Genomic DNA, 24,942 nt, shown 5'->3' with positions numbered 1-24,942 from the left:
CTGGCTTACACGCGGTTCGAAACCGGAGTCAGCGATGATATATCGATCCGGTCGCCGACCAGGCGAATTTGTGCCGGCTGGCGTGCGAGCTCGGCCGGGAACCCCTCGTCGAAGGTGCGGTACACGCCGGCGATCGACACCAATTCCGGTTGCAGCGACAGGCCGAAGATGCGCGAATCGGCATTCCCGGAAGCCCCCGCCAGCGCACGCCCGTGCATCGGCGCGTATACGTGGATGCTGCCGTCGGCAATGATCTCGGCGCCATTGTTGACCGCTGCCGTGATGATCAGGTCGCAGCCACGCGCATACACCCGCTGCCCGGCGCGCACCGGGGTATCGACGATCATCGCCGGCAGCGCTACGGTGTGCGCTTGCGGTGCAGGCGGGGGAGCCGGAGCTTGCACAGGAACGATCGTCACCGCCGCAGTGGCGGCCGTCGCTGCCGCCACATCCTCGCGTGCCCGGCCGGCGCCGGCGCCGTCGTCGAGCGCCAGGCCGCGCGCCTTGATGGCATCAAGCATCGCTGGCGTGGCGCCGCGCACCGCGACCGCATTCAGGCGATATTGCTTGAGCAGGTCGACCAGCGCGCGCCAGTCGATATACGGGGCCTCGGCGGCGATGACGCCGACGTCGATCACTGCGAATTCATCGTCGAAAAAGTCCGAGACGCCGCCGGTCATCTGCTTGAGGGCCGCATCGATCGCAATCGGGTCGCTCGAGTGCAGGATCGCCGAGATGGCGACGACCGTGGAGATCTTGATTTCGATGGGCAGGCTGGACGGGCTTTTCGACATAAACGGTTCAGGTTGGATTAGCCCGTGCATTCTACTGTGAAATTTGCTGAAAAGGGCAGCAATTCCCCTATCATTCCATAGGGCAACTGGGGGTGCGAGCGCGTTCCGTATTTTGCTGGAAAACACCGTCCAAAAACCCATTGTCGCCCTATCGGCTTTACTGGTTGTTTTCCGTGGATAAGCTGATAAGATTGACTTTGCTCAAACGTAAACGCTGGTGTGAAAACTACCATCCGAGGTTTCCGCCAGGCCGAATCGGCAGCCGTGCACAGCAGCCCGGGTGTGCAGCAACATCATCGCCACAGGGCGCAGCGCAGCGCATCGTGCTGTCGCCTTCAACCTGGCTAAGCCCAGATATTGGAGACAAGAATGGAAGACGTCGTCATCGTAGCCGCCGGCCGTACCGCGGTCGGCAAATTCGGCGGGTCGCTCGCCAAGATCCCAGCCGCCGAGCTCGGCGCGCAGGTCATCCGCCAGCTGCTGGCGAAAACCGGCATCGATCCGGCCACCGTCAGCGAAGTCATCCTGGGCCAGGTGCTCACCGCCGGCGCCGGCCAGAACCCGGCGCGCCAGGCCGCGATCAAGGGTGGCTTGCCCGACATGGTGCCGGCCTACACCATCAATAAAGTCTGCGGCAGCGGCCTGAAAGCCACCCACCTGGCGGCCCAGGCAATCCGCTGCGGCGACGCCAGCATCGTCATTGCCGGCGGCCAGGAAAACATGAGCGCCTCGCCGCACGTGCTCAACGGCTCGCGCGACGGTTTCCGCATGGGCGACGCAAAACTGGTCGACACCATGATCGTCGACGGCCTGTGGGACGTCTACAACCAGTACCACATGGGCGTCACGGCCGAGAACGTCGCGCGCAAGTACGACATCTCGCGCGCCGAGCAGGACGAGTTCGCGCTGAACTCGCAGCTGAAGGCCGAGGCGGCCCAGGCTGCGGGTAAATTCAAGGACGAGATCCTCCCGATCGAGATCCCGTCGAAAAAAGGTGTCGTCGTGTTCGATACCGACGAGTATCCGAAAGCGGGCAGCACCATCGAGGCACTCACCAGCCTGCGTCCGGCCTTCAACAAGGAAGGGTCTGTTACCGCCGGCAACGCGTCGGGCCTGAACGACGGCGCCGCCGCCGTGATCATGATGAGCGCCTCGAAGGCGCGCGAATTGGGCCTGACCCCGCTGGCGCGCATCAAGGCCTATTCGTCCTCGGGACTGGACCCGACCATCATGGGCATGGGCCCGGTGTCGGCCTCGCGCCTGTGCCTGCAAAAGGCCGGCTGGACCCATGACCAGGTCGACCTGATGGAAATTAACGAAGCCTTTGCCGCGCAGGCGGTGGCGGTCAACAAGGAAATGGGCTGGGATACGTCGAAGATCAACGTCAACGGCGGCGCCATCGCGCTTGGCCACCCGATCGGCGCCTCCGGCGCACGCGTGCTGGTGACCCTGCTGCACGAAATGATCCGGCGCGATGCCAAGCGTGGCCTGGCCAGCCTGTGCATCGGCGGCGGGATGGGCGTGGCGCTGGCAGTCGAACGCGACTGACAAGCTGGTAGTACGTGAGGGGGCGGCGTGATCGCGGCTCCCTTAACTGACGAACATAAAAATACTGGAGAAGACAAATGGCACGAGTAGCATTGGTAACGGGCGGTATGGGCGGTCTGGGCGAAGCGGTCTGCATCAAGCTGGCCGCACTCGGATACACGGTCGTCACGACCCACTCGCCGGGCAGCACCAAGGCCGAAAGCTGGCTGGCCTCGATGCGCGACCAGGGCTTTCATTTCAAGGCCTTTCCCTGCGATGTGTCCGACTACGATTCGGCCCAGGCCTGCGTGGCCCAGGTCCAGCAGGAAGTCGGTCCGGTCGACGTGCTGGTGAATAACGCCGGCATCACGCGCGACATGACGTTCAAAAAGATGGACAAGGTCAATTGGGACGCGGTCATCAAGACCAACCTCGATTCCGTGTTCAACATGACGAAACCGGTCTGCGACGGCATGGTCGAACGTGGCTGGGGCCGCATCATCAACATCTCGTCGGTCAACGGCCAGAAGGGCGCTTTCGGCCAGACCAACTATTCGGCCGCGAAAGCCGGCATGCACGGCTTCACCAAGGCGCTGGCGCTGGAAGTGGCGCGCAAGGGCGTGACCGTGAACACCATCTCGCCAGGCTATATCGGCACCAAGATGGTGATGGAGATCCCGAGTGAGGTGTTGGAAAGCAAGATCATTCCGCAAATCCCGATGGGCCGCCTCGGTAAACCGGACGAAGTCGCCGGCCTGGTCGCCTATTTGTCGTCGGACGAAGCGGCGTTTGTGACCGGCGCCAACATTGCGATCAACGGCGGCCAGCACATGTCGTAATCGACACCGTAATAACCCGAAAGCACTGCCGCGGCAGTGCTTTTTTATTGCCTGGATTTCCGCACACGCACCCGCGCAGCCCGTCCGCCGCTTTTTTTGTATCCTGTCTGAAGAAGCCACTTTCACGTTCACTACTTCCATGACGACCGATTCCCAAGCAGACGTGCTCGCCTTGCCGAAGGCGCTGCGCTACGACCACTTCATCCGCCGTGTGGCCGATACCGGCCAGGTATGGGGCCTGGTCAACGATGGTTGGGCCATCGGCAAGACCGACGAGGGCGCCCTCGTGTTTCCCTTGTGGCCAACGCGTGACCTGGCGCGGCAATGCGCCGTACTCGAATGGGAAGGCTATGAACCGCAGGAGTTCGGCTTGCAGGAATTGTTCGATGAATTGCTGCCCCAGCTCGAGGCCGACGGCATCCTGCCGGGCATCACCTATACGCCCGACGAATACGGACTGACGCCTTCGCACACCGAACTGCGCAAGGACTTGCTGGCGCGCCTGCGCCAGCACGCAGGCTCCCCGGACCACCCTGCCGAATAAGGACCATCGCATGCATACCCTCCCTTACGACGGCCTGGTCCTGGCCGCGCTTGACGAACAGCTGCTGCACCCCGGCGTCAAAGGCTTGCCGATCACGCAGCCGCTGCGCCAGGGCGCGATCGGGGTGCAGGGGTGGAATGTTTTACATGCCGATACCAGCTTCCCGGTGGCGGTCCTGAAAACGGCCGCCCTGCGCCACAACCTCGACTGGATGCGGCGCTTTTGCGAGCGTTACCAGGTCACGCTGGCGCCGCACGGCAAGACGACGATGAGCCCGCAACTGTTCGGCGCCCAGCTGGCCAACGGCGCCTGGGGCATCACGCTGGCAAACGCCACGCAAATCCAGGTGGCGCACCGTTTTGGCGTGCGCCGCGTGCTGCTGGCGAACCAGCTGGTAGCGCCGAGCGACATCCGGGCGGTCCTGGCGCTGCTGCACGGCGACCCGGGTTTCGAGTGCATCGTGCTGGCCGATTCGCTGGCCGGGGTCGCGCGCCTGGCCGAGGCGGTGGCGCTGCAGCCCTTGGCGCACCCGCTGCCGGTGCTGGTCGAACTGGGACTGGCGGGAAAACGCGCCGGTTGCCGCACGCCTGAGGCGGCCATTACCGTGGCGCGTGCCATCGCCGGCGCGCCGGGCTTGCAACTGGCCGGCTTCGAGGGCTATGAAGGCTTGTTGGTCACCGAGGACCGCCATGCCGACCTGGCGGCGGTCGATGCCTTCCTCGCGCAACTGGCCGGACTGGTACGCACTGCCGACGAAGAAGGTTTGTTCATTGGCGCCGAAATCCTGTTGTCGGCTGGCGGTTCTTCCTACTTCGATCTCGTTGCGCGCGCTGTCGGCGCCGTGTCCGGCCTGTCGCGGCCCGTGCGCGCAGTGCTGCGCAGCGGCTGCTACCTGACGAGCGACCACGGCACCTATGAGCGCATGATCGGCGAACTGAACGCGCGCGAAGGGCAGCACGATGGCTTGCGCCCGGCATTGGAGGTATGGTCGATGGTGCAGTCGCGCCCGGAACCGACGCTGGCAATTCTCACCATGGGCAAGCGCGACGCCTCGTACGACGCCGACCTGCCGATTCCGCTGCTGTACCACCGTCCCGGTCCCGGTCCCGGCACGCCGCACGCGCTGCCGCCAGCGTGCAGCATTGTCAAGCTGAACGACCAGCACGCCTACCTGCACCTGCCCGAAGGCCATCCCTTGTGCAGCGAACTGGCGGTCGGCGACCTGGTCGGCTGCGGTATCTCCCACCCATGCACCACCTTCGACAAGTGGCCGCTGCTGCTGGGCGTGGACGACGATTACCACGTGCGCGGCGCCTACAATACCTTCTTCTGAAAGGACACGACCGTAGGCTACAATCGGTGCTCGACCTTCGAGAGAGCCGCCATGCCCGCCACCCCGCCGTCGCTGTTTCCGCCGATCCAACCGACCCGCCACGGCAAGCTGGCGCTCGACGACCTGCACACCCTGTATTGGGAAGAGGTGGGCAACCCGAACGGCATCCCGGTGCTGTTCCTGCACGGCGGTCCGGGCGCGGGCCTGTCTCCCCAGCACCGGCGCTTTTTCGATCCGCACGCCTACCGCGTGATCCTGTTCGACCAGCGCGGCGCCGGCAAATCGACCCCGCTGGGCGAGTGGCGCAGCAACACGACGCAATTGCTGATCGAGGACATCGAACGCCTGCGCATCATGTTCGGCATTGCGCGCTGGCTGGTGTTCGGCGGCTCCTGGGGCTCGACCCTGGCGCTGGCCTATGGCCAGCTGCACCCCGAGCGCTGCCTCGGGTTTGTCTTGCGCGGCATTTTTCTCTGTACCAAAGCCGAAGTCGAGTGGTTCCTGCATGGCGTGCAATGGTTTTATCCGGAGCTGTACGAAGAGTTCATCGCGCCGATCCCGCTCGACGAACGGGCCGACTTGCTGGGAGCGTATGCGCGGCGCCTGCTGTGCGACGATCCGGCCCTGTACTGGCCGGCGGCGCGCGCCTGGAGCCGTTTCGAAGGCAGGAGGGTGTTCCTGCTGCCGCAGGAAGAAGAGCAGGCGTCCGACACGCTCGACCTGGGTGTCGGAAGGCTGGAGGCGCACTACATGGCCAACGGCGCTTTTCTTGAAGAAGACCAGCTGGTGCGCGACATTGGCCGTATCGCTCACCTGCCGGCCGTGATCGTGCAGGGCCGCTACGACGTGATCTGCCCGCCGCTGTCGGCGCACCGCCTGCACGCCGCCTGGCCGGGTTCCACCATGCGCATGATCCCGGACGCCGGCCACGGCGCGCTGGAGCTGGGCATCGCCCGTGCGCTGGTCGCGGCAACCGAAGGGTTCAAGCGCCATGGACGCTTCGATTGAGCCAGACTGGCGTCAATGAGCCCGTACGCGGCTGCTACACTACGCCTGACAGATAGCCAACGCCAACCAATGTGTTTCCATGAATATCCAGATTAGCGACATCGGCCACATGATCCAGCTGGCGATCGCCCCCGTCTTCCTGCTGACGGGCGTGGCGACCAAGCTGACGGTGCTGACCAACCGGCTGGCGCGCATTATCGACCGCACCCGCGTGCTGGAAGACCGCCTGCGCATCGGCCCGAACGACGAATACACCGAAGAACTGGAAACGCTGTACACCCGTTCGCACCTGATCAACTACGCGATCACCTCGAGCACCGCCTGCGGTTTCCTGGTCTGCCTCGTGATTGCGATGCTGTTCCTGGGCGACAGCGCGAACATCAAGCTCGACCAGTACATCGCCGCCTCCTTCGTGCTGGCGATGTTCGGCCTGATCTTCAGCTTCGTCTTTTTCCTGCGCGAGATCTTCATCTCGTCGCGCTTCATGCGCATGCGCCACGACGTCAGCCTGGCGACGGGCGAGCGCCGCACATAATTCCGCACCTTTTTTTATATCGAATCGAGTATCACATGCACGACTACCAGCGCCCACCCACCCTGCACCGCTATGGCATGCGCGACGAGCTCGAGCAGGCATTGAAAGCTGGCCAGTTCCGCCTGCTGCCCGCCGGCGGTTTCCTGACCCTGTCGTTCTCGCAGGCCTGGAACAAAGCCCTGTTCGGGGTGCTGGGACCGGCCGACTGCTGCCTCGTCATCCACAACAGCGAGGAATTCGGCGAACGCCTGCACCGCGCGGTGCAGCGCGCGCTGCCGAACTGGGCCGGCATCGACGGCGCCGTCGAATACGGCAGCCGCTCGCCGCTGGGCGCGGCGTTCACCAAGAGCGGCGCCCAGGCGCAGGAACAGGAATGGAAATTCGCCTGGCGCTCGCTGTCGTCGAATGCCAGCCTGAATCCGGTGACGGTAAACATCGGCAGCATCGAGCAGTTTGCGGAGTTGCGCGCGCCGGAGAGTCATCTGGTGTGATGGCCCACGTTTAGAACCCTGACTCCACGAATTCCCGGTTTAATGCCGGGATGACAAACACCGCCTATCCCCATCTCCTCGCCCCGCTCGACCTGGGTTTCACGACGCTGAAGAACCGCGTGATCATGGGCTCGATGCACACCGGGCTTGAAGACCGCTTTTATCATTACGGCAAACTGGCCGCTTTCTACCGCGAGCGTGCGGCCGGCGGCGTTGGGCTGATCGTCACCGGCGGCATTTCCCCGAACCGGCAAGGCTGGCTGCTGCCGCTGGGCGGCACCCTGAATTTTATCGGCGACGTCGTCAATCACCGCCGCGTCACGCGCGCGGTGCATGAAGAGGGCGGCAAGATCCTGATGCAAATCCTGCACGCGGGCCGCTACGGCTATCAACCCTTCGTCGTTTCGGCCTCCGCCGTGAAATCGCCCATTTCAAGATTCAAGCCGCGCGAACTGACCGAGCGCGGGATCGAATCGACCATCCGCGCCTACGTGCGCTGCGCAAAACTGGCGAAACTGGCCGGCTACGACGGCGTCGAGGTGATGGGCAGCGAGGGTTATCTGCTGAACCAGTTCCTGTGCGCGCGCGTGAATCGCCGTACCGACCGCTGGGGCGGCCCGATCGAGAACCGGATGCGCCTGGCGATCGAGGTGGTGCGCCGAATCCGGCAAGCCGTCGGGCCCAGCTTCATCCTGATGTATCGCCATTCGGTGCTGGACCTGGTCGAAGGCGGCAACACCTGGGAAGAAGTCATCACGGTGGCGAAAGCCTTGGAGGGAGCCGGCGTCACCATCCTGAACACGGGCTATGGCTGGCACGAAGCGCGGGTGCCGACGATTGTCACCTCGGTGCCGCGCGCGGCCTTTGCCAGCGTCGCCGGGCGTCTGCGCCGCGAAGTGACTATTCCCGTGGTCGCCTCGAACCGCATCAACATGCCGCGCGAAGCGGAAGACGTGCTGGCGCGCGGCGACGCCGACATGGTGTCGATGGCGCGTCCCTTCCTGGCCGATGCCGCCTTTGTGGCGAAAGCGGCGGGCGGCAGGGTCGACGAGATCAACACCTGTATCGGCTGCAACCAGGCCTGTCTGGATCACACCTTCGCGAACAAACGCGCCAGCTGCCTGGTCAACCCGCGCGCCTGCCACGAGACCGAGCTGGTCTACACAAAGACGCACAAGCCGCGCAAAATCGCCGTGGTCGGCGCCGGACCGGCCGGGCTGTCGGCGGCAACCGTTGCCGCCGAGCGGGGCCACGCGGTGACGCTGTTCGAAGCATCGAACGGGGTCGGCGGCCAGTTCAATGTCGCCATGCAGATCCCGGGCAAGGAAGAATTTACCGAGACGGTGCGCTATTTCACGCGCAAGCTGGAAACGACGGGCGTCAACGTGCAACTGAACCGCCGCGTGACGCGCGATGAATTATTGGCTGCCGGTTTTGACGACGTCATCGTCGCCACCGGAGTGCGCATGCGCATGCCGGCCATTCCCGGTATCGAACATCCGAAGGTGCTGTCGTATTTGCAGGTCTTGCGCGACAAGGCGCCGGTCGGCAAACGCGTGGCGATCATCGGCGCCGGCGGCATCGGTTTCGATACCGGCGAATTCCTGCTGCACGACCCGATGCACCCCTTGCCGCAGCCGATTTCAACCTGGACCGGGGCGTGGGGCGTCGACCTCGATGCCACCGTGGAGGGCGGCCTGGTCAAACCCGTGCCGGCGCATCCGTACCGCCAGTTGTACCTGCTGCAAAGGAAGAGCACGCGGCCGGGGGCCGGGCTCGGTAAAACCTCGGGCTGGGTGCACCGTGCGGCCTTGACGCGCGGCGGCGTGCAGATGCTGGCGGGGGTGCAGTACGACCGCATCGATGATGCAGGCTTGCATATCACGGTCGGGGGCGAGCAGCGGCTGCTGGAAGTGGACAATGTCGTCATCTGCGCGGGGCAGGAGAGCCTGGACGAGCTGACGGCGGGGGAAGTGTCGTCGACGACGTCGTTCCACAAGATTGGTGGGGCGGTGCTGGCGGCGGAGCTCGATGCGAAGCGGGCGATTCGGGAAGGCGCGGAATTGGCAGCGCGTTTATAGGTGGCGTTTGGCTCGGATCGAATGCCGTAGCGCGTGGAGTCCTGACTCCACGCGCTACAACGCTTGAATAATACGGACTTTACTTCTTGCGCACCACCACGCAGCCGATCGAATACCCCGCCCCGAACGAGCAGATCACGCCGTTCGCACCGACCGGCAAATCGTCCTGATGGATGTGAAACGCAATGATCGACCCCGCCGACGAGGTATTCGCGTAGCTATCGAGAATCACCGGCGCTTCGTTCGGCTCGGCATCGCGCCCGAGCAGGGTGCGGGCGATCAGCAAATTCATGTTCAGGTTCGCCTGGTGCAGCCAGTAGCGCGACACCTGCGGGATCTGCAGGCCAGCCGCTTCCACCGTCTCGCGGATCATCTCGGCGGCCATCGGGCACACTTCCTTGAACACCTTGCGGCCCTGCTGGCGGAACAATTTGTCGGCCTTGCCGGCGCCCGCTTCGTCGAAGCGGTTCATGAAGCCGAAGTTGTTGCGGATGTTGTTCGAGAATTTCGTCTTCAGCTTCGATTCGAGGATCTCGAACTGGTGTTCGCCCACGGCCGTATCGGCCGCTTCGATGATCAGCGCGGTGCAGGCGTCGCCGAAAATGAAATGGCTGTCGCGGTCGCGGAAATTCAAATGACCGCTGGTGATTTCCGGATTCAGGACCAGCACGGCGCGCGCCTGGCCGGTTTGCACCGCCGCCATCGCGGTCTGGATGCCGAAGGTGGCGGACGAACAGGCCACATTCATGTCAAAGCCGTAGCCTTCGATGCCGAGCGCGTCCTGCACTTCGACCGCCATCGCCGGGTAGGCGCGCTGCATGTTCGAGGCGGCGACCAGCACCATGTCGATGTCGGCAGGGACGCGGCCGGCACGGGCCAGCGCGTCGCGCGCGGCGGCGACGCACATCTGCGCCTGCAGCGACAGTTCGTCGTCGCCGCGTTCAGGGATGCGCGAGGTCATGTGGCTCGGGTCGAGGATGCCCTCCTTTTCCATTACATAGCGCGACTTGATGCCGGACGCTTTTTCGATGAAGCCGCTGCTCGAGGCTTCCAGTGGGGTCACCTCGCCGGCGGCGATCGCGTCGGCGTGTTCGGCGTTGTGCAGTTCGACGTACGCATTAAACGCCGTCACCAGCTCGTCGTTCGAGATGGAATACGGGGGCGTAAACAGGCCGGTGCCGCTGATGACGACAGGTTTCATGATGAGACTTTCAAAGGAGATAACGGGGGATTCCCCGGTGAATGACGGCGATTCTACACAATCAACCCGGGCCTGGGAATTGTCGAGGCGACTATCACGGACGCTATTTCGGGGCCTGGTGGCGCGCCAGGGCAGGGGGCGCTGACCGCTTCGATAGCTGCATCGGCTCGCCTTTCAGGTGTTTTACCGCCTGCGCCAGCTGGAAGTCGGCGGCGCTGCCGTAGGCCAGCGGCTTGCGGTCGCGCGCTGCGTCGAGCAGGGCCATCTGCTCTTCGATATCGTCCGGGCGCGTTTTTTCCTCGGCGCCGTCGCCGGATAAATGGTGTTGCAAGTCGGCTTCGCGCAGGCGCAGCGCGTTCAGGCCATCGTTCTCGGCGTTTTCGTCGACCGCGAAATCGGGCACGATGCCGCGTGCCTGGATCGAGCGTCCGTTGGGCGTGAAATAGCGCGCCGTGGTGAGTTTCACGGCGGCGTCGCGCCCGATCGGACGGATCGTCTGTACCGATCCCTTGCCAAAAGTCGGGGTGCCGACGATCGCCGCGCGTTTATGGTCTTGCAGGGCGCCGGCCACGATTTCGGAGGCCGAGGCCGAGCCGGTATTGACCAGCACTACCAGCGGCAGCGTTTTAAAGGCGGCAGGCACGATCGACAGCGGGTCGCGTCCGCTCCTGAGCATGTAGTGTTCGGGACGCCCATAAAAACGCTGGCGCGATTCGGGCAGCTGGCCATTCGTGGAAACGATTTCCGCGCCTTCGGGCAGGAAGGCGGCGGAGACGCCGATCGCTCCTTGCAGCAAGCCGCCCGGATCGTTGCGCAAGTCCAGCACGAGTCCCTTCAGGTGCGGCTCCTTGCGCGCCAGCTCGGCCAGTTTTTCGGCCATGTCGTCGAGCGTCGGTTCCTGGAACTGGGCGATGCGCAGCCAGCCGTAGCCCGGTTCGACGATGTTCGCCCTGACGCTTTTCTGCACGATTTCCTGGCGCTCGACGGTGAGCACCAGCGGTTGCGGCGTGTTCTGGCGCGCGATGGTGAGCGTGACGCGGGTGCCGGGCATGCCGCGCATGTGCTTGACCGCTTCTTCCAGGCCCAGGCCGCGTACATCAAGGCCGTCGATGCGGGTGATCAGGTCGCCCGCCAGGATGCCGGCGCGTTCGGCCGGCGAGTCTTCCATCGGCGTGACGATTTCGACATAACCGTCGTCGCTCTCGCCGATCTCGATTCCCAGGCCCACGAACTTGCCTTCGGTGCCTTCGCGCAGCTCGCGGAAGGCGGCCGGGTCGAGGTAGGCCGAATGCGGGTCGAGCGCATCGACCATGCCGGAGATGGCGTCGGTCAGCAGTTTACCGCCCTCGACCGGCTCGACGTAATCGGATCGGATCACCTCCACCACCTTCGCCAGTTGCTGCAGCTGGTCGAGCGGCATGCTCGGCTCGACCGGTTTATAGGCGAGCGCGGAGAACTGCATCGTGACGGCGGCGCCAGCGGCGACGCCGGCGATGATCAAGCCGGTATTTTTGAGAGTGGAGGCCATAGCTGTTGGTGGTGACGGCGAACAGGCGCCCTGGCACGCATGAGATAGCGCGCCCCCAGTATAAACCCGAATCGCGCCCGGCCCGGTGTGCGCCCGCGCAAACCTGCGCGCGGCGTGCCGCGCCGCGCGCCCACGTGTAAAACCGCTTGTGCGCCAGGTAAGTAATTGTAAGAGTGGGCACGCCGGCTCCGGGCCACTTCTATAGTCAATTCGGTTTTTCTCTCTCCACCCCAAAGTGGTTTCGCCCATGGCCCCCTCCGTGGGCATTTTTTTGCCTGCTTGCCAGGCCACCCGCGCCGCCGGACGACATCATTTTTGCCACACTTCCTCTCGACGGATGGGTCTGGATCGGGCATTCTTCCGGTAACAATCCTGTTGGTGCACATGGGCATGGCTGCCTCGCCCGGTGCGCGTTTTCTATCGGCATACGAGGACTTCCTTGAAACGTACCCTTTTGAGCACCCTGATTCTGTCCGTGCTGGCCACCTTCGCCCACGCCGGCGACGCCACCAAGTCCAACACCGCGCCGGCGGCTGCAGTCGCCGCGGGAACGGCATCAAGCGCCCCGATTTCGGGGATCGACACCCAGTACATCGACACCTCGGTGCGCCCGCAGGACGATTTCTTTACTTACCTGAATGGCAAGTGGCTGAAAACGACCGACATCCCGGCCGACAAGTCGAGCTGGGGCACCTTCCTCAAACTGCGCGACGACACCCAGCCGCAACTGCTCGGCATCATCGAGGCGGCCCAGAAGGACCCGAACAAGAAGGCCGGCACCGACGTCCAGAAGATCGGCGACCTGTACGCCAGCTTCATGGATGAAGCGCGCGTGGAAGAGCTCGGCACCAGGCCGCTGGCTGGCGAACTGCAGCGCATCCGCACCCTGAAGGACAAGAAGGGCATCCCAAGCCTGATCGCCCACCTGTCGAAAATCGGTGTCGCCACGCCCTACGGCATCCGTGTCGGCCAGGATGCGCGCGCCTCGACCAAGTACGCCACCTACATCGGCCAGGGCGGCCTCGGCATGCCGGACCGCGACTACTACCTGAAACTCGACGACAAGCGCATGCTGGAGGCCCGTACCAAGTACGAAGCGCATGTGGCGAAGGTGCTGGGTCTGGCGGGCGAAAAGAACGCCGCCGCACAAGCCAAGGCGATCGTCGACTTCGAGACCGAACTGGCCAAGGTGCAGTGGACCAAGGTCGAGAACCGCGACCCGGTGAAACGCTACAACAAGATGAGCGTGACCGAACTTGCCGCGCTGACCCCGGGCTACGACTGGAGCGCGGCCCTGGCAGCGGCCGGCGTCGGCAACAAGCTCGATTACATCATCGTGGCCCAGCCAAGCTACCTGACGGGCTTGAACAAGGTCGTCGCCGACACCGACCTGGCAACGTTAAAATCGTATTTTGAATGGCAGCTGCTGCGCGAATACTCGCCCTACCTGTCGAAGCCTTTTGTGGACGCCAACTTCGCCTTCTACGGCACGGCGCTCACCGGCGCGCTGGAGAACCGTCCACGCTGGAAGATCGGCGTGTCGACCGTCGAAGGCGCGCTGGGCGAAGCCCTGGGCCGCCAGTACGTCGGCAAATACTTCCCGGCCGAGCGCAAGGCGCGCATGGAAGAACTGGTCAAAAACGTCACCGCCGCCTACGCGCAAAGCATCGACACGCTCGACTGGATGACCCCGGCGACCAAGAAGGAAGCACAAGCAAAACTGGCGAAATTCACGCCGAAGGTCGGCTACCCGAATAAGTGGCGCGATTATGCGAAGCTGACCATCCGCAAGGATGACCTGGTGGGGAATGTGAAGCGCGCGGCCGAATTCGGCTACAACCGCAACATCACGAAACTGGGACAAGCAATCGACCGCGAAGAGTGGGGCATGACGCCGCAGACGGTGAACGCCTACTACAGCAGCTCGATGAACGAGATCGTGTTCCCGGCCTCGATCCTGCAGCCGCCGTTCTTCGACATGCGCGCCGACGACGCGGTGAACTATGGCGCGATCGGCGCCGTGATCGGCCACGAAATCGGCCACGGTTTCGACGACAAGGGCAGCCAGTCCGATGGCGACGGCAACCTGCGCGACTGGTGGACGAAAGAAGACCGCGCGGCCTTCCAGAAACGTGCCGACATGCTGGTGAAACAGTACAACGCGTATAGCCCGATCCCTGGCTACAACGTCAACGGCGAACTGACCCTGGGCGAAAACATCGGCGACAACTCCGGTCTCGCGATTGCCTATAAAGCCTACAAGATCTCCTTGAAAGGCCAGCCGGCCCCGGTGATCGACGGCCTCACCGGCGACCAGCGCTTCTTCATGGGCTTCGGCCAGGTGTGGCGCAGCAAAATGCGCGAAGCGCAGCAAATCGTGCAAGTGAAAACCGACCCGCACTCGCCGGGCCAGTTCCGCGCCAACGGCACGGTGATGAACCACCCGGCCTTCTACGAAGCGTTCGGCGTGAAGGAAGGCGACAAAATGTATTTGGCGCCGAAAGATCGCGTCACGATCTGGTAAAGTCGTTGATCGGCCGGGCAAAAACATGCTGCAAACGACCCGTATGCATGGCATGCATATGCCCCGCCGGTGCCCGGTTCGGCGCCACGAGCGCCGAGCCGGAAGACTGGTCACCATCCATCACCACGATAAAAAAGAGAGACACATGAAACAACATCTGCTGAGCGCATTGACGCTCGCGCTGGTCGCCAGCGTTGCCAATGCCGCACCTGCGGCGGGCACCGCGGCAGGCGCGACTACCCCGAAAAGCGCCAAGGCTCCGGTCCTGTCGTCCGGTATCGCCACCGAATACATCGAACAAAGCGTGCGTCCGCAGGACGACTTTTTTGAATACCTGAACGGCAAGTGGCTCAAGAACACCGAAATCCCGGCTGACAAGGCGAGCTGGGGTTCGTTCATGCAGCTGCGCGACAACACCTTGCCGCGCCTGCGCGGCATCATCGAAAAGTCCGCCGCCAGCAACCCGGCGGCGGCCACCGATGCCCAGCGCATCGGCGACTTCTACGCCAGCTTCATGGACGAGGCGCGCCTGGAACAGCTGGGCGTGACGCCGCTGAAGGGCGAACTGGATAGAATCGCGGCGCTCAAGGACAAGTCCGAGCTGCCGGCCATGCTGGCGCGCCTGGGCAAGATCGGCGTCGGCGTGCCGTTCGACTTCGCCATCCACCAGGACAACAAGGATTCGACCAAGTACGTCGCCGACATCATGCAGGGCGGCCTGGGCATGCCCGACCGCGATTATTACCTGAAGGCAGACGACAAGAAGCTGGCCGAGACCCGCGCCAAGTACCAGCAGCACGCCGAGAAGATGCTGCTTCTCGCCGGCGACAAGAACGCTGCCGCCAACGCGAAAGCCATCGTCGACTTCGAGACCGACATCGCCCGGATCCAGTGGACCAAGGTCGAACTGCGCGACCCGGTGAAGGCGTATAACAAGGTCAACCTGGCCGACATGGCCAAGGTGGCGCCGAACTACGACTGGAACAGCTGGCTGCAGGCCACCGGCATCGCCGGCAAGGCCGATTACGTGATCGTCAGCCAGCCGACCTATCTGAAGGGCTTCGCCGAGCTGTCGAACAAGACCTCGCTCGATACCTGGAAGGCTTACCTGTCGCTGCACCTGATCGAATCCTACGGCAGCTTCCTCTCCAAAAACTTCGTCGACGAGCGCTTCGACTTCTACGGCAAGACCCTGTCGGGCGTGACGCAGATGGAACCGCGCTGGAAGCGTGGCGTCGGCGCGGTCGAGCGTGCGCAGGGCGAGTCGGTGGGCAAGCTGTACGTGGCCGAGTACTTCCCGCCGGAGCACAAGGCGCGCATGGAGAAGCTGGTGGCGAACCTGCTGGCGGCTTATAAACAGAGCATCGACAAGCTCGACTGGATGAGCCCGGCGACCAAGAAGGAAGCGCAGGCGAAACTGGCCAAGTTCACCCCGAAGATCGGTTACCCGAACAAGTGGAAGGATTATTCGGCCCTGAGCGTCAAGCGTGACGACCTGGTCGGCAACGTGATGCGTTCGCGCGTGGTCGAAGCCGAGCGCGAGTTGAACAAGCTGGGCAAACCGATCGACCGTGAAGAATGGGGCATGACGCCGCAGACGATCAATGCCTATTACAACCCGGAGATGAACGAGATCGTGTTCCCGGCGGCGATCCTGCAGCCACCGTTCTTCGACGCGAATGCCGATGACGCAGTCAACTACGGCGGTATCGGCGCCGTGATCGGCCACGAAATCAGCCATGGCTTCGACGACCAGGGCGCCCAGTACGACGGCAACGGCAACCTGCGCGACTGGTGGACTGCAGCCGACCACAAGAACTTCAAGGCCAAGGCCACGATGCTGGTCAAGCAGTACAACGGCTACAGCCCGCTGCCAGGCTATAACGTGAACGGCGAACTGACGCTCGGCGAAAACATCGCCGACAACTCGGGTCTGGCCATCGCAGCGAAAGCCTATAAAATCTCGCTGAAGGGGAAAAAGGCGCCGGTTATCGACGGCCTCACCGGCGAGCAGCGCCTGTACATGGGCTGGGCGCAAGTCTGGCGCGAAAAGATGCGCGAGCCGGCCCGGATCGCCCAGGTCAAGACCGACCCGCACTCGCCGGGCCAGTACCGCGCCAACGGCACCCTGATGAACCAGCCGGGCTTCTACGAGACCTTCAAGGTCAAAGAGGGCGACAAGATGTACCTGGCGCCGAAAGACCGCGTGATCATCTGGTAAGCACGGTTTCGTCTTTCCTTCAAAAACACCGCCTGGCTCGCGCCGGCGGTGTTTTTTATTCTCGCTCGGCGCGCTCGTCGAGCAGCACAGCCATAGAAAAAACCCCAGCGGCCTTGCGGCAGCTGGGGTTTCCTTATGGCACCTTCGATGCGCTTGCTTAGCGGGGCACGATCGCGAACTGCGGGCTGGTGCCGTAGTTCGGCTTGACGCTGCGGCCCATGAACTTTGTCCATGCTGCGGCACCGTTCGGCAGCTGGGCATCGACCGCATACGCCAAGGCTGGCTGCATGTTCGACGGATAACCGGCAATGCTCGACGAATAGCCGGTCATTTCCCCTACCTTCAGCTTGAGGAAGCTTGCCATCGCAGCACTTCCACATTCGAGCGACTGGAAGGTTGTTGTCTGGCTCGCTGCCGAGGCTTGCGCCATGCTTGTGTAGAATGGGCTGGTTGCCGAGTCACGGATGTTCATGGAGTACAGCGCGCCATCGATCCAGCAGTTGCCCGGATCGGTCATCCGAATCACGGGCGCCTTGGCTTTCCATGCCAGCAATTTCTGTGCGCCGGTGAAGCCGAGCTCGGCCGCGTGACCAATGGCCGCAGTAAAGAAATCGTCCTGCCAAGGTGCGATGCCACGCTTGTTGTCGTAAATCACCGCACTCTTGGTGGCAATCACGCTGAAGACGTTTGCAGCGGCGTTATCGGTGTATTCCTTGTTATACCAATCAAGGTTGTTCGTCAGAATGCCGGCGAAATGCGACTTCAGGCGATCGCTGTCCGGCGTGATATAGGTTGCCTGCGCCAGGGTGCGCATGCTCCAGGCCTGGCCTCGTACCTGTTCCGGTTCCAGCAGTCCTTGAATATTCTTGCGGTAGCCTGGATTCGAGGCGAATACATCGTACATGGCCCAGAATTGCAGTTCTTCCAAATAATAAAAATCGCCGGTCACAAGGTAGGGAAGATAGGCAAATCCTGGTTGATGTGACGTGTCATGGCTGTTAGGCGTGCTGCAGCTGGCGCCGACGGCGCACTTCGGGAACGCCTCCTGCAGCTTGGTGGCAGGATTGCGCGTATCGGTCGCGATGCCAACAATGGTCATATATGGATAGTCCAACAAGCTGACCGGGCGATCGGTATTCTTGTCGCGATAATGCGACGACCAGCTACCGGCCAGGTCCCCGCTGGCGAGTGTAATGTCCTTGGCGCGCGCGTCCATCGACAGCAGGTAGGTCGCAGCCCAGCCTGGCAGCAGTCCAATCTCGTTGCGCCCACCGGTGCTCGGCATGTAAGGATTGGCCAGGCCGACGCCCATTGGTTCAATCTTGGTCCCGCTCCAGGACGCCTTCAGGCCGGCCAGGGTGGTCTCCGGTATGACCACACTCTGGTCATAGTTTGGCAGCGCGCGGCTAGCGATCAGGTAGCCCGTGTTGTGCTTGACGTAGGCCTGCGAGGCGTCGCCGCCCCACCAGAACATCTTGCGCCAGCGGGTATGGTGGTATTGGGTCAGGCCCGGCTTCGCGTAGACGACAGCGCCGCGCACCATGACTTCGGCATCATAGGTGAAGTTCTGCGGGTTCGGCTCGTAGGCCCAGGCGTTCTCGACCGTGACGTCGACACGTGCTTTCTTGATTGCGTCGTACCAGCGGATCGCAAAGCGCGCGGTCAGGTGGGGGTGCGCCACGCCGTCGGCCGTGGTCAGCGGCGCCGACACGTGCCACTCGTTGGCGACTGCGCCCGAGAGCCAGGTCTGGTAAGCGCCGCCCATCTTGATGATGTCATCGGCCGAGGCGTTATAGCGCACGCCGTTGATGGTGGCATGCACGGACGAGCTGAAACCGTTCATCAGGAGCGTCTTCGGGCCCATTCCGGTGGCATGGGGGGCGTTCGATTTCATCAACGACAGCGTGCGCGTTTCGTTCGGGCCCATGTTCGGGGCGATGCCCGACACCACGGCATGGCGCACAGAGCCGTCAGGGTGGGTTGCCTTGACGTCGAGCTGCAATGGGATCGTGCTACCATTGTCAAAGCGGCCGACCAGCGAATCGGTCGGCATCAGGTGACTTACGGCGAACGCCTGGCCGAAGGTGACCGGCAGGGCCTCCTGGACAGTCGCGCTGGTGTTCTGGATCTGCACATCGGTAACCATGCCAAAGACGCTGTACGAGGTCGTCGTCGCTGCGGTAGTGGCTTGCGCAGGCGCGGCAACGGCTGCCGACAGCGGCGCGGTCGCGGCCGGGCCTGCATCGGCTGGCGTGTTGATGACTGCCTGGGCGACCGGGGCTGCCGCTGCAGGCGCCATTGGCGTTGCCGTCGAAGTCGGTGCCACGCTGGCCGGCGCGCTGGAACCACCGCCGCCGCCGCAGGCCACGAGCGTGCTACCGAATGCCGCGATTGCGGCGATTCGCATTGCAAAATTTTGGAGTGGGAGAGTCATGGCGGCTTCTTCAGAAGTTACTTAGGGGAACAAATTATTGCCCCTTGGAATTTCTAAAGGTTACGCCAAAGCAAGACTCGCTAACAGCAAAATCATTGTTGCTTTTCAGAATTTCTTCCAAATACAACACAACGTTGTCGATTTTTTTACGTATATTATTCGTTTATAAATCAAACATTGTGTATTTATGTTGCCCTTTTTTCTTTTTTGCGAAATAAAAAAAACCGCCTATCGGGCGGTTTTGTCCATCTGTTTCGTGAGATCCCTCAACGCGCGGAAGCCACCATGAAGTCTACCGCTGCCTTGACGTCGGCGTCCGGTGCGCTGGCGCCGCCTTTTGGCGGCATGACGCCGGCCTTGCCCTGGAAACCCTTGATCGCATGCTCGTACAGCACCGGGTTGCCTTGCTGGATGCGTGGCGCCCAGTTGGCTTTGTCGGCCAGCTTCGGCGCGCCCGCGATCCCGGCACCATGGCAGGCGATGCAGGCACTGTTGTAGAGCGCCTTGCCGGTGTCGGCACTGGCGACGGCCGGGGCGGCTTCGGCGGCAGGAGCAGGAGCCGCCGGCGCGGCGCTGGCCGGGGTCCCGGCGACAGGCGCTGCGGTAGCGGCATTCGCGGCCGCCGGTGCGGCTGCCGCTTCGGTGCCGGCGACAGGCGCGGCAGCCGGAGCGGGGACGGCCGGCTCCTTGAATGTGGCGCCGCTCTGGTTGGCCATATACACAACAGCGCGTTCGACTTCCACATTGTCCAGGTCGGGGTTGCCGCCCTTGGCCGGCATCGCGCGGATGCCCTCGATGGCGTGCTTGACGAGCGTGTCGTAACCCTGCGCCAGGCGCGCGGTCCAGTCGCCGGCAACACCGGTCTTCGGTGCACCGGCGGCGCCGCTGGTGTGGCAGGCGGCGCAGACGGCGGTATACACGGCATTGCCCGCTTGTAGCACCTTTGGTGCATTTGCATCGCGCAGCATGAAGCCTTCTTCGGCTACCGGGCGCAAGCGTTGTGCGACCGCTTCCGGTCCCAGGCTGTTGGTGCCGGCACCCTCCAACCTGTCATTGGTGACGAAAGAGACCAGCAGGATGATGCCGATAACGATTACCAGGAAGAAGCCTGCGACCACCCCGATCAGTTGCTTGGGCGTCCGGATAAACGATTGTTCATTGTGTGCGTCGCTCATGATTTCCTTAATGCGATTAAAAAAACCTGCTACCCGGCGTGTGTTCTTCCTGCATGACTTTTTGCAAAGGCCGCCAATCGGCGATTATAGTCTCAAAAGATGCTCGGTGGCACATGGCTCGTTTGCAACTTTCACTTTCCATGGACGGGGGGGGCGAAAGAATGTATCCTTCTCATCGCTCAGGCATTTCCTTGCGAGATGACTCGACGTGTTTTCCCCGTGCGGCTGTAGCTCAGTGGATAGAGTATTGGCCTCCGAAGCCAAGGGTCGCTGGTTCGATCCCAGCCAGCCGCACCATTTTTACGCCTCTTTCGTATTTCTTATTTCCGCATTTGTGCAAAAACGCTTGTATAGGCGTTTTTCTGGCGTTCCGGGCAGCATTCTTTCTAAAACTGGAAATAAATAAACCCGCCACGCCCGCGCGTCATGGCGATTGTCATGTACAGCATCACCACAAAACCGGCGCCAAACATCCACGCTGGACGCGTATTCGCATACGCCATGAAACGGTCGCGCCACTGTATCGGTGTGAAATGCAGCGCTGCGGCCGCTGTTAGCGCTAGCAGTCCGGCAAAAGAGACCGGAAAGCTGCCACCGGTGGCGCGGAAAAGCCCGGCGATATAGACCCTGACCATTTCCAAGTCGGTGCTGCGAAACAGCAGCCGTGTTAGCACGACAACGACAAAAATGAAAGCGACGCGCAACATCAGCTGGCGGCCGCGATACACGACCGGTGCAGCGCCTTTGCGGATCCGGGCCTCGTCACGGAAATGGCCGAACGCTACCATGGAGCCGTGAATCAGGCCGTACACCACGAAGTTCCACCCGGCACCATGCCACAGGCCGATGGCGACAAAAACGATGAGCAGGTTGACGGCCACTGGGGCGAACCCGGACTTCGACAGCGGATCGTACAGGTAGTTGCGGAAGAACGAGGACATCGTGATATGCCAGCGCTGCCAGAAGTTGGCGATGCTGGTGGCGAGATAGGGCCGGTTAAAATTGACTGGCAGCTGGTAGCCGAGCATGGTGGCCGCACCGCGTGCCATGTCGGTATAGCCGGAGAGGTCAAGGTAGACCTGGAAGCTGTACCCGAATAGCGCCATCCAGAGGAAGGGGGAAGAGAAACTGCCGGGATTCGCAAATGCCGGCTCGACCAGGCAAACGCCCAGCGTATCGGCAATCAGGACTTTTTTTACGACCCCCCGCATGATGAGCGACAAGCCTGCGAAGCGCTGATCGCGCGTCACCTGCGGGTAGAGCGGGCGTAACTGCGGCATGAAGTAAGCAGCCGTGACGATCGGGCCCGACAGCAGGCGCGGGAAGAACGCCATGAACAGGGTGAAATCAACCGCATTCGCCGGCTGGTCGAGGCGACGGTGGTAGAGGTCAATAGGGTAGGTAATGGCCTGGAAGGTCATGAAGGAAATCCCGACCGGAAGCAGTATGTTCACGAAGGGCACCAGGCTTCCCGTACCGAGCCAAGCCATCAGCGAGTTGACCATGGAGCCGAAGAAATTCAGGTACTTGAAGTAACACAGCAAGCTGAGGCTGAGGACGACGGCACCGGTGATGGCGCGGCGTGCTGCGCCACGATCGGCCGCCGTGACGACAGCGGCCCCGGCGACATGATTGATCGTGGTAAGCGCGGCTAGCAAGCCGCAAAAGCGCCAGTCGATGGTTGCGTAAAAATAGTAGCTTGCTGCAATCAACAACCATTTCTGGGCATCGTGGCTTGCTTGCAGTAGACGGTGCAACACCAATACCGTACCAAAGAAGGCCAGATAGCTGAAACCTGTGATATCCACTACGGGCCTTATTCGCTAGCCATCAAGCCGCCAGGCTTGACGAGGTTCATATCGTTGACGAGTTCATGGAAAATGATCTCGGCAGAAATTTCTTCTCCTGTGCGCGTAAAGTGCGCGGCATCGACGAAATGCTTGGGTCCGCCGGGCATCTTTGTGCCAAGGTCGATCAGCAAAGTCCGGTTCCTCCTGGCCACGGTTGCGATTGTCTGGTTGAACATAGTTCCCGCTTGGTTCAGGCCCGCATAGTCCAGGCAATGGTTGTAGAACAGGGCCGTGGTGGCCAGACGCTTGCCCGCTTCGCCGTCGCCCGGCCTGAAGGCGCGCGCGACCGTCAGCAGGACCGGCTTGATACCGGCGGCCTGGAGCCTGGTAACAATGTGGTCCAGGGTCCGGCCATAAGACACGGGAAAGTTTGTCTTCGGGTCAATCTTGTTGGAACGCACCGGCGAATCACGCAAGGGCACAGTGTTCTTTGAGATGATTTCGCGCGTCATGATCCAGTTTGGCAGTCTGGGTGCGGGGACCGGCTGCAACGCAATGCTGGCCTTGCCGCTCGTCGCCTTGCAGATATACGCCATGTCATTGAAGCCAGGATAGATCACGACCACGTTCGGGCGCAGCGGGATGATCGCGCGCTCGACCAGCTTGTCGATCTCCCTGACCGTGTAGCCCTCGACCCCCGCATTGATGACGTTGACGCGCCGGCCAGGCATGGCATGCCGCAGGCGCTCTTCCAGCAGGTGCGGAAAGGTGGCGCCATTGGTCTTCGCATAGGCACCGGCCACGGTCGATGCGCCAACGACAGCAATGCGCAATTCGTCCGGGGCCGGAAGCTGCGAAATTTCCGGGCTGCGAAAGCCCAGTGTGTTAGTGGTGAATTCCAGGTCGTCCCCGGGCTTTGGATCCTTCATGTTCGGGCGGTAGGTCTTGACCTGGAAGCGCTCGTTCATCACGACCGACGTTTCTCCGGTAACCAGACTGATTGCGCTACGTCCAGTTTTCAGGTAGGAGCGTGCTTGCAGCATCGATTCGACGGCGAGCAGTAGCACAAGTGCCACCAACCCGGCTTGCAACAAGCCTCCGCGCCGCGTGGCAGGACTGGCGTCAGCAGCTTCCGAACCGGCGCTCTGCGCCGCTGCGCCGCCCTTGAGCGCCTCAAGCGATGCAATCGCATGTGCTTCCCAGTTGTCCGGCACCGCGCCAAGGTAAGCTTCCAGTACCAGCGCGATTTCAACGAGGTTGATCGAGTCTCCGCCGAGGTCGAGGAAGCTGTCAGTCGGCCGCACATCGGCATTCCCCAGGACATCGCGATAGGCCGCGAGCAGCGATGCCGGTCCCGGCTGGGGGGCGTCAACCACTTCATGCCCGAGCTGCAAGACTGTCCGGTAATCGAATTTCCCGGAGGGAAGCGTCGGGATCGCCCCGAGTGCGATCACGGCTAACGCCGACGGCGGCAGGGCGAAACGCTGCGCCAGGCGCTGCTTCAGGTCGTTTGCCGCCCCAGTCACGGCTACAACGATCACGCGGTCGTCGCCGCTGACAATGCCGTTAAAGCCGCAGTCGTGTACCCAGCGTTCGACTTCATCAAGGCTGATACGCAGTCCAACGATTTTCGAAAACCGGCTCTTGCGTCCGATGATGTAATAACAGCCATTTTCCTTACGGCAGGCCAGGTCGCCGGTGCGCAGCGCGAAGGTGTCCTTGTCCCTGGCCAGATCGCTGGCCGTTTCGGCATAGCCCATCATGACATTCGGGCCGCGATACACCAGTTCGCCGGGAGCATCGCTCGCCTGCACCGGCAAGCCATCTTCGCAGATCAGGTCGAAACTGCCTCCCGGCACCGGGATACCGATCGCATCGGTGTTGTCGAGCAGTTGCGCGGGGGGCACATATGCCATACGGGGGCTGGCTTCGGTTTGCCCGTACATGACAAACAGCTGTCGGCGCGAGGCCTGCGCCCATTCGGCGTACAAGCGTACCCGTTCCGCCGGCAGGCGCCCGCCGGCCTGGGCCAGGTAGCGCAGCGCAGGATAGTGTTGGGAACGAAAGCCGATACGTTCGAGTAAATCGAATGTGAATGGGACTCCCGACAGGCTGGTTGCCCCTTCGTTGCCGAAGAAGGTCCAGAATTCCGAGTCGGCGGCCGACTTGTTAGTGAGGAGTACGGCGGCGCCCGCGTGCAGATGCGAATTAAGAACCGACATGCCATACGAGTAGTACAAGGGCAGGCTGGTAATGGCGCGCTCGGTGCTGTCGAGGCCGAGGTAAAGGGCGATCGACGTAGCGTTGCTTTGGATATTTTCGCGCGACAGGCGTACCAGCTTCGGACTGCCGGTGGTGCCGGAGGTCGACAGGAGCACGCACAAGTCCGGGTGCGGGTCGATCGGCAGTACAGTATCGAGCGACTCGAAGCGCCAGTTCCCTGCCGCGTGCCGGAATACCTGCGCTGCGCCGTAGGTAAGCGCAGTGCGGGGGTCTGATACAGTCGAGCCCGGTTCACAGAGAAGCACTGGATGGCGCGCCCGCAGGCAAGCCAAGTAAGCAACAACACACGCGACGCTGTTGTCCGCTTCGACGATGACCAGCCGCGCAGGCCCGGTAAGCTTCGCCGCCTGTGCATCGACCAAGTCGGCCAGTGCCGCATACGTCAGCCGCTGGCCGTCGTCGTTAAGGAGCGCAATGTTCTGACCATGATCGCGTAAGCGCAAGGCAAATAAGACTTCAGGCATGTTGTTGATTTTCCGTGTCTCATTTGCTCCGCTTATTTAGAGAGGGCGCATCAACTGAATAGCCGAGAGAACGTAATAGAGTCTGAATTGCCGTAGGATAAGTCTTACGATGGCACTCCGCATAGCCGTAAATATTGTTGTTCGCAAAATGTATTAGCGATGTTGCGTAT

At 62.4% G+C, this 24,942-nt stretch carries 17 protein-coding genes and 1 tRNA gene; 11 read left to right on the top strand and 7 right to left on the bottom strand.

Annotated features, from left to right (window positions below; translation table 11 throughout):
* Window positions 1-5: 5 nt before the first annotated feature.
* Window positions 6-794, bottom strand: coding sequence for a septum site-determining protein MinC (gene minC, locus ACHAC9_RS12125; protein WP_435760245.1), 789 nt, complete (start codon window positions 792-794; stop codon window positions 6-8).
* A 369-nt stretch (window positions 795-1,163) separates the two neighbouring features.
* On the opposite strand from minC, the gene ACHAC9_RS12120 reads away from it, so the two are divergent.
* The 8 genes from ACHAC9_RS12120 to ACHAC9_RS12085 all read left to right on the top strand — a co-directional run bounded on the left by ACHAC9_RS12120 (window position 1,164) and on the right by ACHAC9_RS12085 (window position 9,152).
* The gene (locus tag ACHAC9_RS12120) at window positions 1,164-2,342 is read left to right on the top strand and encodes an acetyl-CoA C-acetyltransferase (protein WP_435760244.1); all 1,179 of its coding nucleotides are present in this window, start codon (window positions 1,164-1,166) and stop codon (window positions 2,340-2,342) included.
* Between the two features lie 77 nt (window positions 2,343-2,419).
* Complete coding sequence (gene phbB / locus ACHAC9_RS12115) at window positions 2,420-3,160, top strand: acetoacetyl-CoA reductase (protein ID WP_435760242.1); 741 nt, start codon at window positions 2,420-2,422, stop codon at window positions 3,158-3,160.
* A 139-nt stretch (window positions 3,161-3,299) separates the two neighbouring features.
* Window positions 3,300-3,704 carry a DUF2750 domain-containing protein gene (locus ACHAC9_RS12110; protein ID WP_435760241.1) on the top strand — a complete coding sequence of 135 codons (405 nt, stop codon included), beginning with the start codon at window positions 3,300-3,302 and terminating at the stop codon, window positions 3,702-3,704.
* Between the two features lie 10 nt (window positions 3,705-3,714).
* A complete protein-coding gene (locus ACHAC9_RS12105; protein WP_435760240.1) occupies window positions 3,715-5,037 on the top strand; it encodes an amino acid deaminase in 1,323 nt (440 codons plus the stop codon).
* A 51-nt stretch (window positions 5,038-5,088) separates the two neighbouring features.
* Complete coding sequence (gene pip / locus ACHAC9_RS12100) at window positions 5,089-6,045, top strand: prolyl aminopeptidase (protein ID WP_435760239.1); 957 nt, start codon at window positions 5,089-5,091, stop codon at window positions 6,043-6,045.
* Window positions 6,046-6,124: 79 nt separating this feature from the next.
* Window positions 6,125-6,580: a DUF2721 domain-containing protein gene (locus ACHAC9_RS12095; protein WP_435760238.1), complete on the top strand. Its 456-nt coding sequence runs from the start codon at window positions 6,125-6,127 to the stop codon at window positions 6,578-6,580.
* 35 nt (window positions 6,581-6,615) lie between these two features.
* Window positions 6,616-7,071: a hypothetical protein gene (locus ACHAC9_RS12090; RefSeq protein WP_435760237.1), complete on the top strand. Its 456-nt coding sequence runs from the start codon at window positions 6,616-6,618 to the stop codon at window positions 7,069-7,071.
* Between the two features lie 50 nt (window positions 7,072-7,121).
* Window positions 7,122-9,152, top strand: coding sequence for an FAD-dependent oxidoreductase (locus ACHAC9_RS12085; protein WP_435760236.1), 2,031 nt, complete (start codon window positions 7,122-7,124; stop codon window positions 9,150-9,152).
* A 79-nt stretch (window positions 9,153-9,231) separates the two neighbouring features.
* Here the strand turns inward: ACHAC9_RS12085 and ACHAC9_RS12080 are convergent, their stop codons facing one another.
* Together ACHAC9_RS12080 and ACHAC9_RS12075 are read right to left on the bottom strand one after the other, a co-directional pair.
* A complete protein-coding gene (locus ACHAC9_RS12080) occupies window positions 9,232-10,353 on the bottom strand; it encodes a beta-ketoacyl-ACP synthase III (protein WP_435760235.1) in 1,122 nt (373 codons plus the stop codon).
* Between the two features lie 103 nt (window positions 10,354-10,456).
* On the bottom strand, window positions 10,457-11,881 hold the full coding sequence (locus ACHAC9_RS12075; protein ID WP_435760234.1) for a S41 family peptidase: 1,425 nt from the start codon (window positions 11,879-11,881) through the stop codon (window positions 10,457-10,459).
* A gap of 439 nt (window positions 11,882-12,320) precedes the next feature.
* Here ACHAC9_RS12075 and ACHAC9_RS12070 point away from each other — a divergent pair, with 439 nt between their 5' ends.
* Together ACHAC9_RS12070 and ACHAC9_RS12065 are read left to right on the top strand one after the other, a co-directional pair.
* The gene (locus ACHAC9_RS12070; protein WP_435760233.1) at window positions 12,321-14,405 is read left to right on the top strand and encodes a M13 family metallopeptidase; all 2,085 of its coding nucleotides are present in this window, start codon (window positions 12,321-12,323) and stop codon (window positions 14,403-14,405) included.
* A 145-nt stretch (window positions 14,406-14,550) separates the two neighbouring features.
* Entirely contained in the window at window positions 14,551-16,626 is a 2,076-nt protein-coding gene (locus ACHAC9_RS12065) for a M13 family metallopeptidase (protein WP_435760232.1), read from the top strand.
* 157 nt (window positions 16,627-16,783) lie between these two features.
* On the opposite strand, the gene ACHAC9_RS12060 is transcribed toward ACHAC9_RS12065, so the two are convergent.
* Both ACHAC9_RS12060 and ACHAC9_RS12055 read right to left on the bottom strand, forming a co-directional pair.
* On the bottom strand, window positions 16,784-19,033 hold the full coding sequence (locus ACHAC9_RS12060) for a hypothetical protein (RefSeq protein WP_435760231.1): 2,250 nt from the start codon (window positions 19,031-19,033) through the stop codon (window positions 16,784-16,786).
* Window positions 19,034-19,326: 293 nt separating this feature from the next.
* Window positions 19,327-20,235: a c-type cytochrome gene (locus tag ACHAC9_RS12055; protein WP_435760230.1), complete on the bottom strand. Its 909-nt coding sequence runs from the start codon at window positions 20,233-20,235 to the stop codon at window positions 19,327-19,329.
* A gap of 221 nt (window positions 20,236-20,456) precedes the next feature.
* Between ACHAC9_RS12055 and ACHAC9_RS12050 the strand changes: the two genes are divergently transcribed.
* Window positions 20,457-20,532, top strand: a tRNA-Arg gene (locus ACHAC9_RS12050).
* Between the two features lie 89 nt (window positions 20,533-20,621).
* Here ACHAC9_RS12050 and ACHAC9_RS12045 read toward each other — a convergent pair.
* A complete protein-coding gene (locus ACHAC9_RS12045; protein ID WP_435760229.1) occupies window positions 20,622-22,043 on the bottom strand; it encodes an MBOAT family O-acyltransferase in 1,422 nt (473 codons plus the stop codon).
* An 8-nt stretch (window positions 22,044-22,051) separates the two neighbouring features.
* Window positions 22,052-24,772, bottom strand: coding sequence for an AMP-binding protein (locus tag ACHAC9_RS12040; RefSeq protein ID WP_435760228.1), 2,721 nt, complete (start codon window positions 24,770-24,772; stop codon window positions 22,052-22,054).
* Window positions 24,773-24,942: the final 170 nt, after the last annotated feature.

It is taken from the genome of Massilia sp. CMS3.1 (assembly GCF_051262535.1).
Lineage (GTDB): Bacteria > Pseudomonadota > Gammaproteobacteria > Burkholderiales > Burkholderiaceae_D > Telluria.
This window is presented reverse-complemented; position numbering and strand designations above follow the sequence as displayed.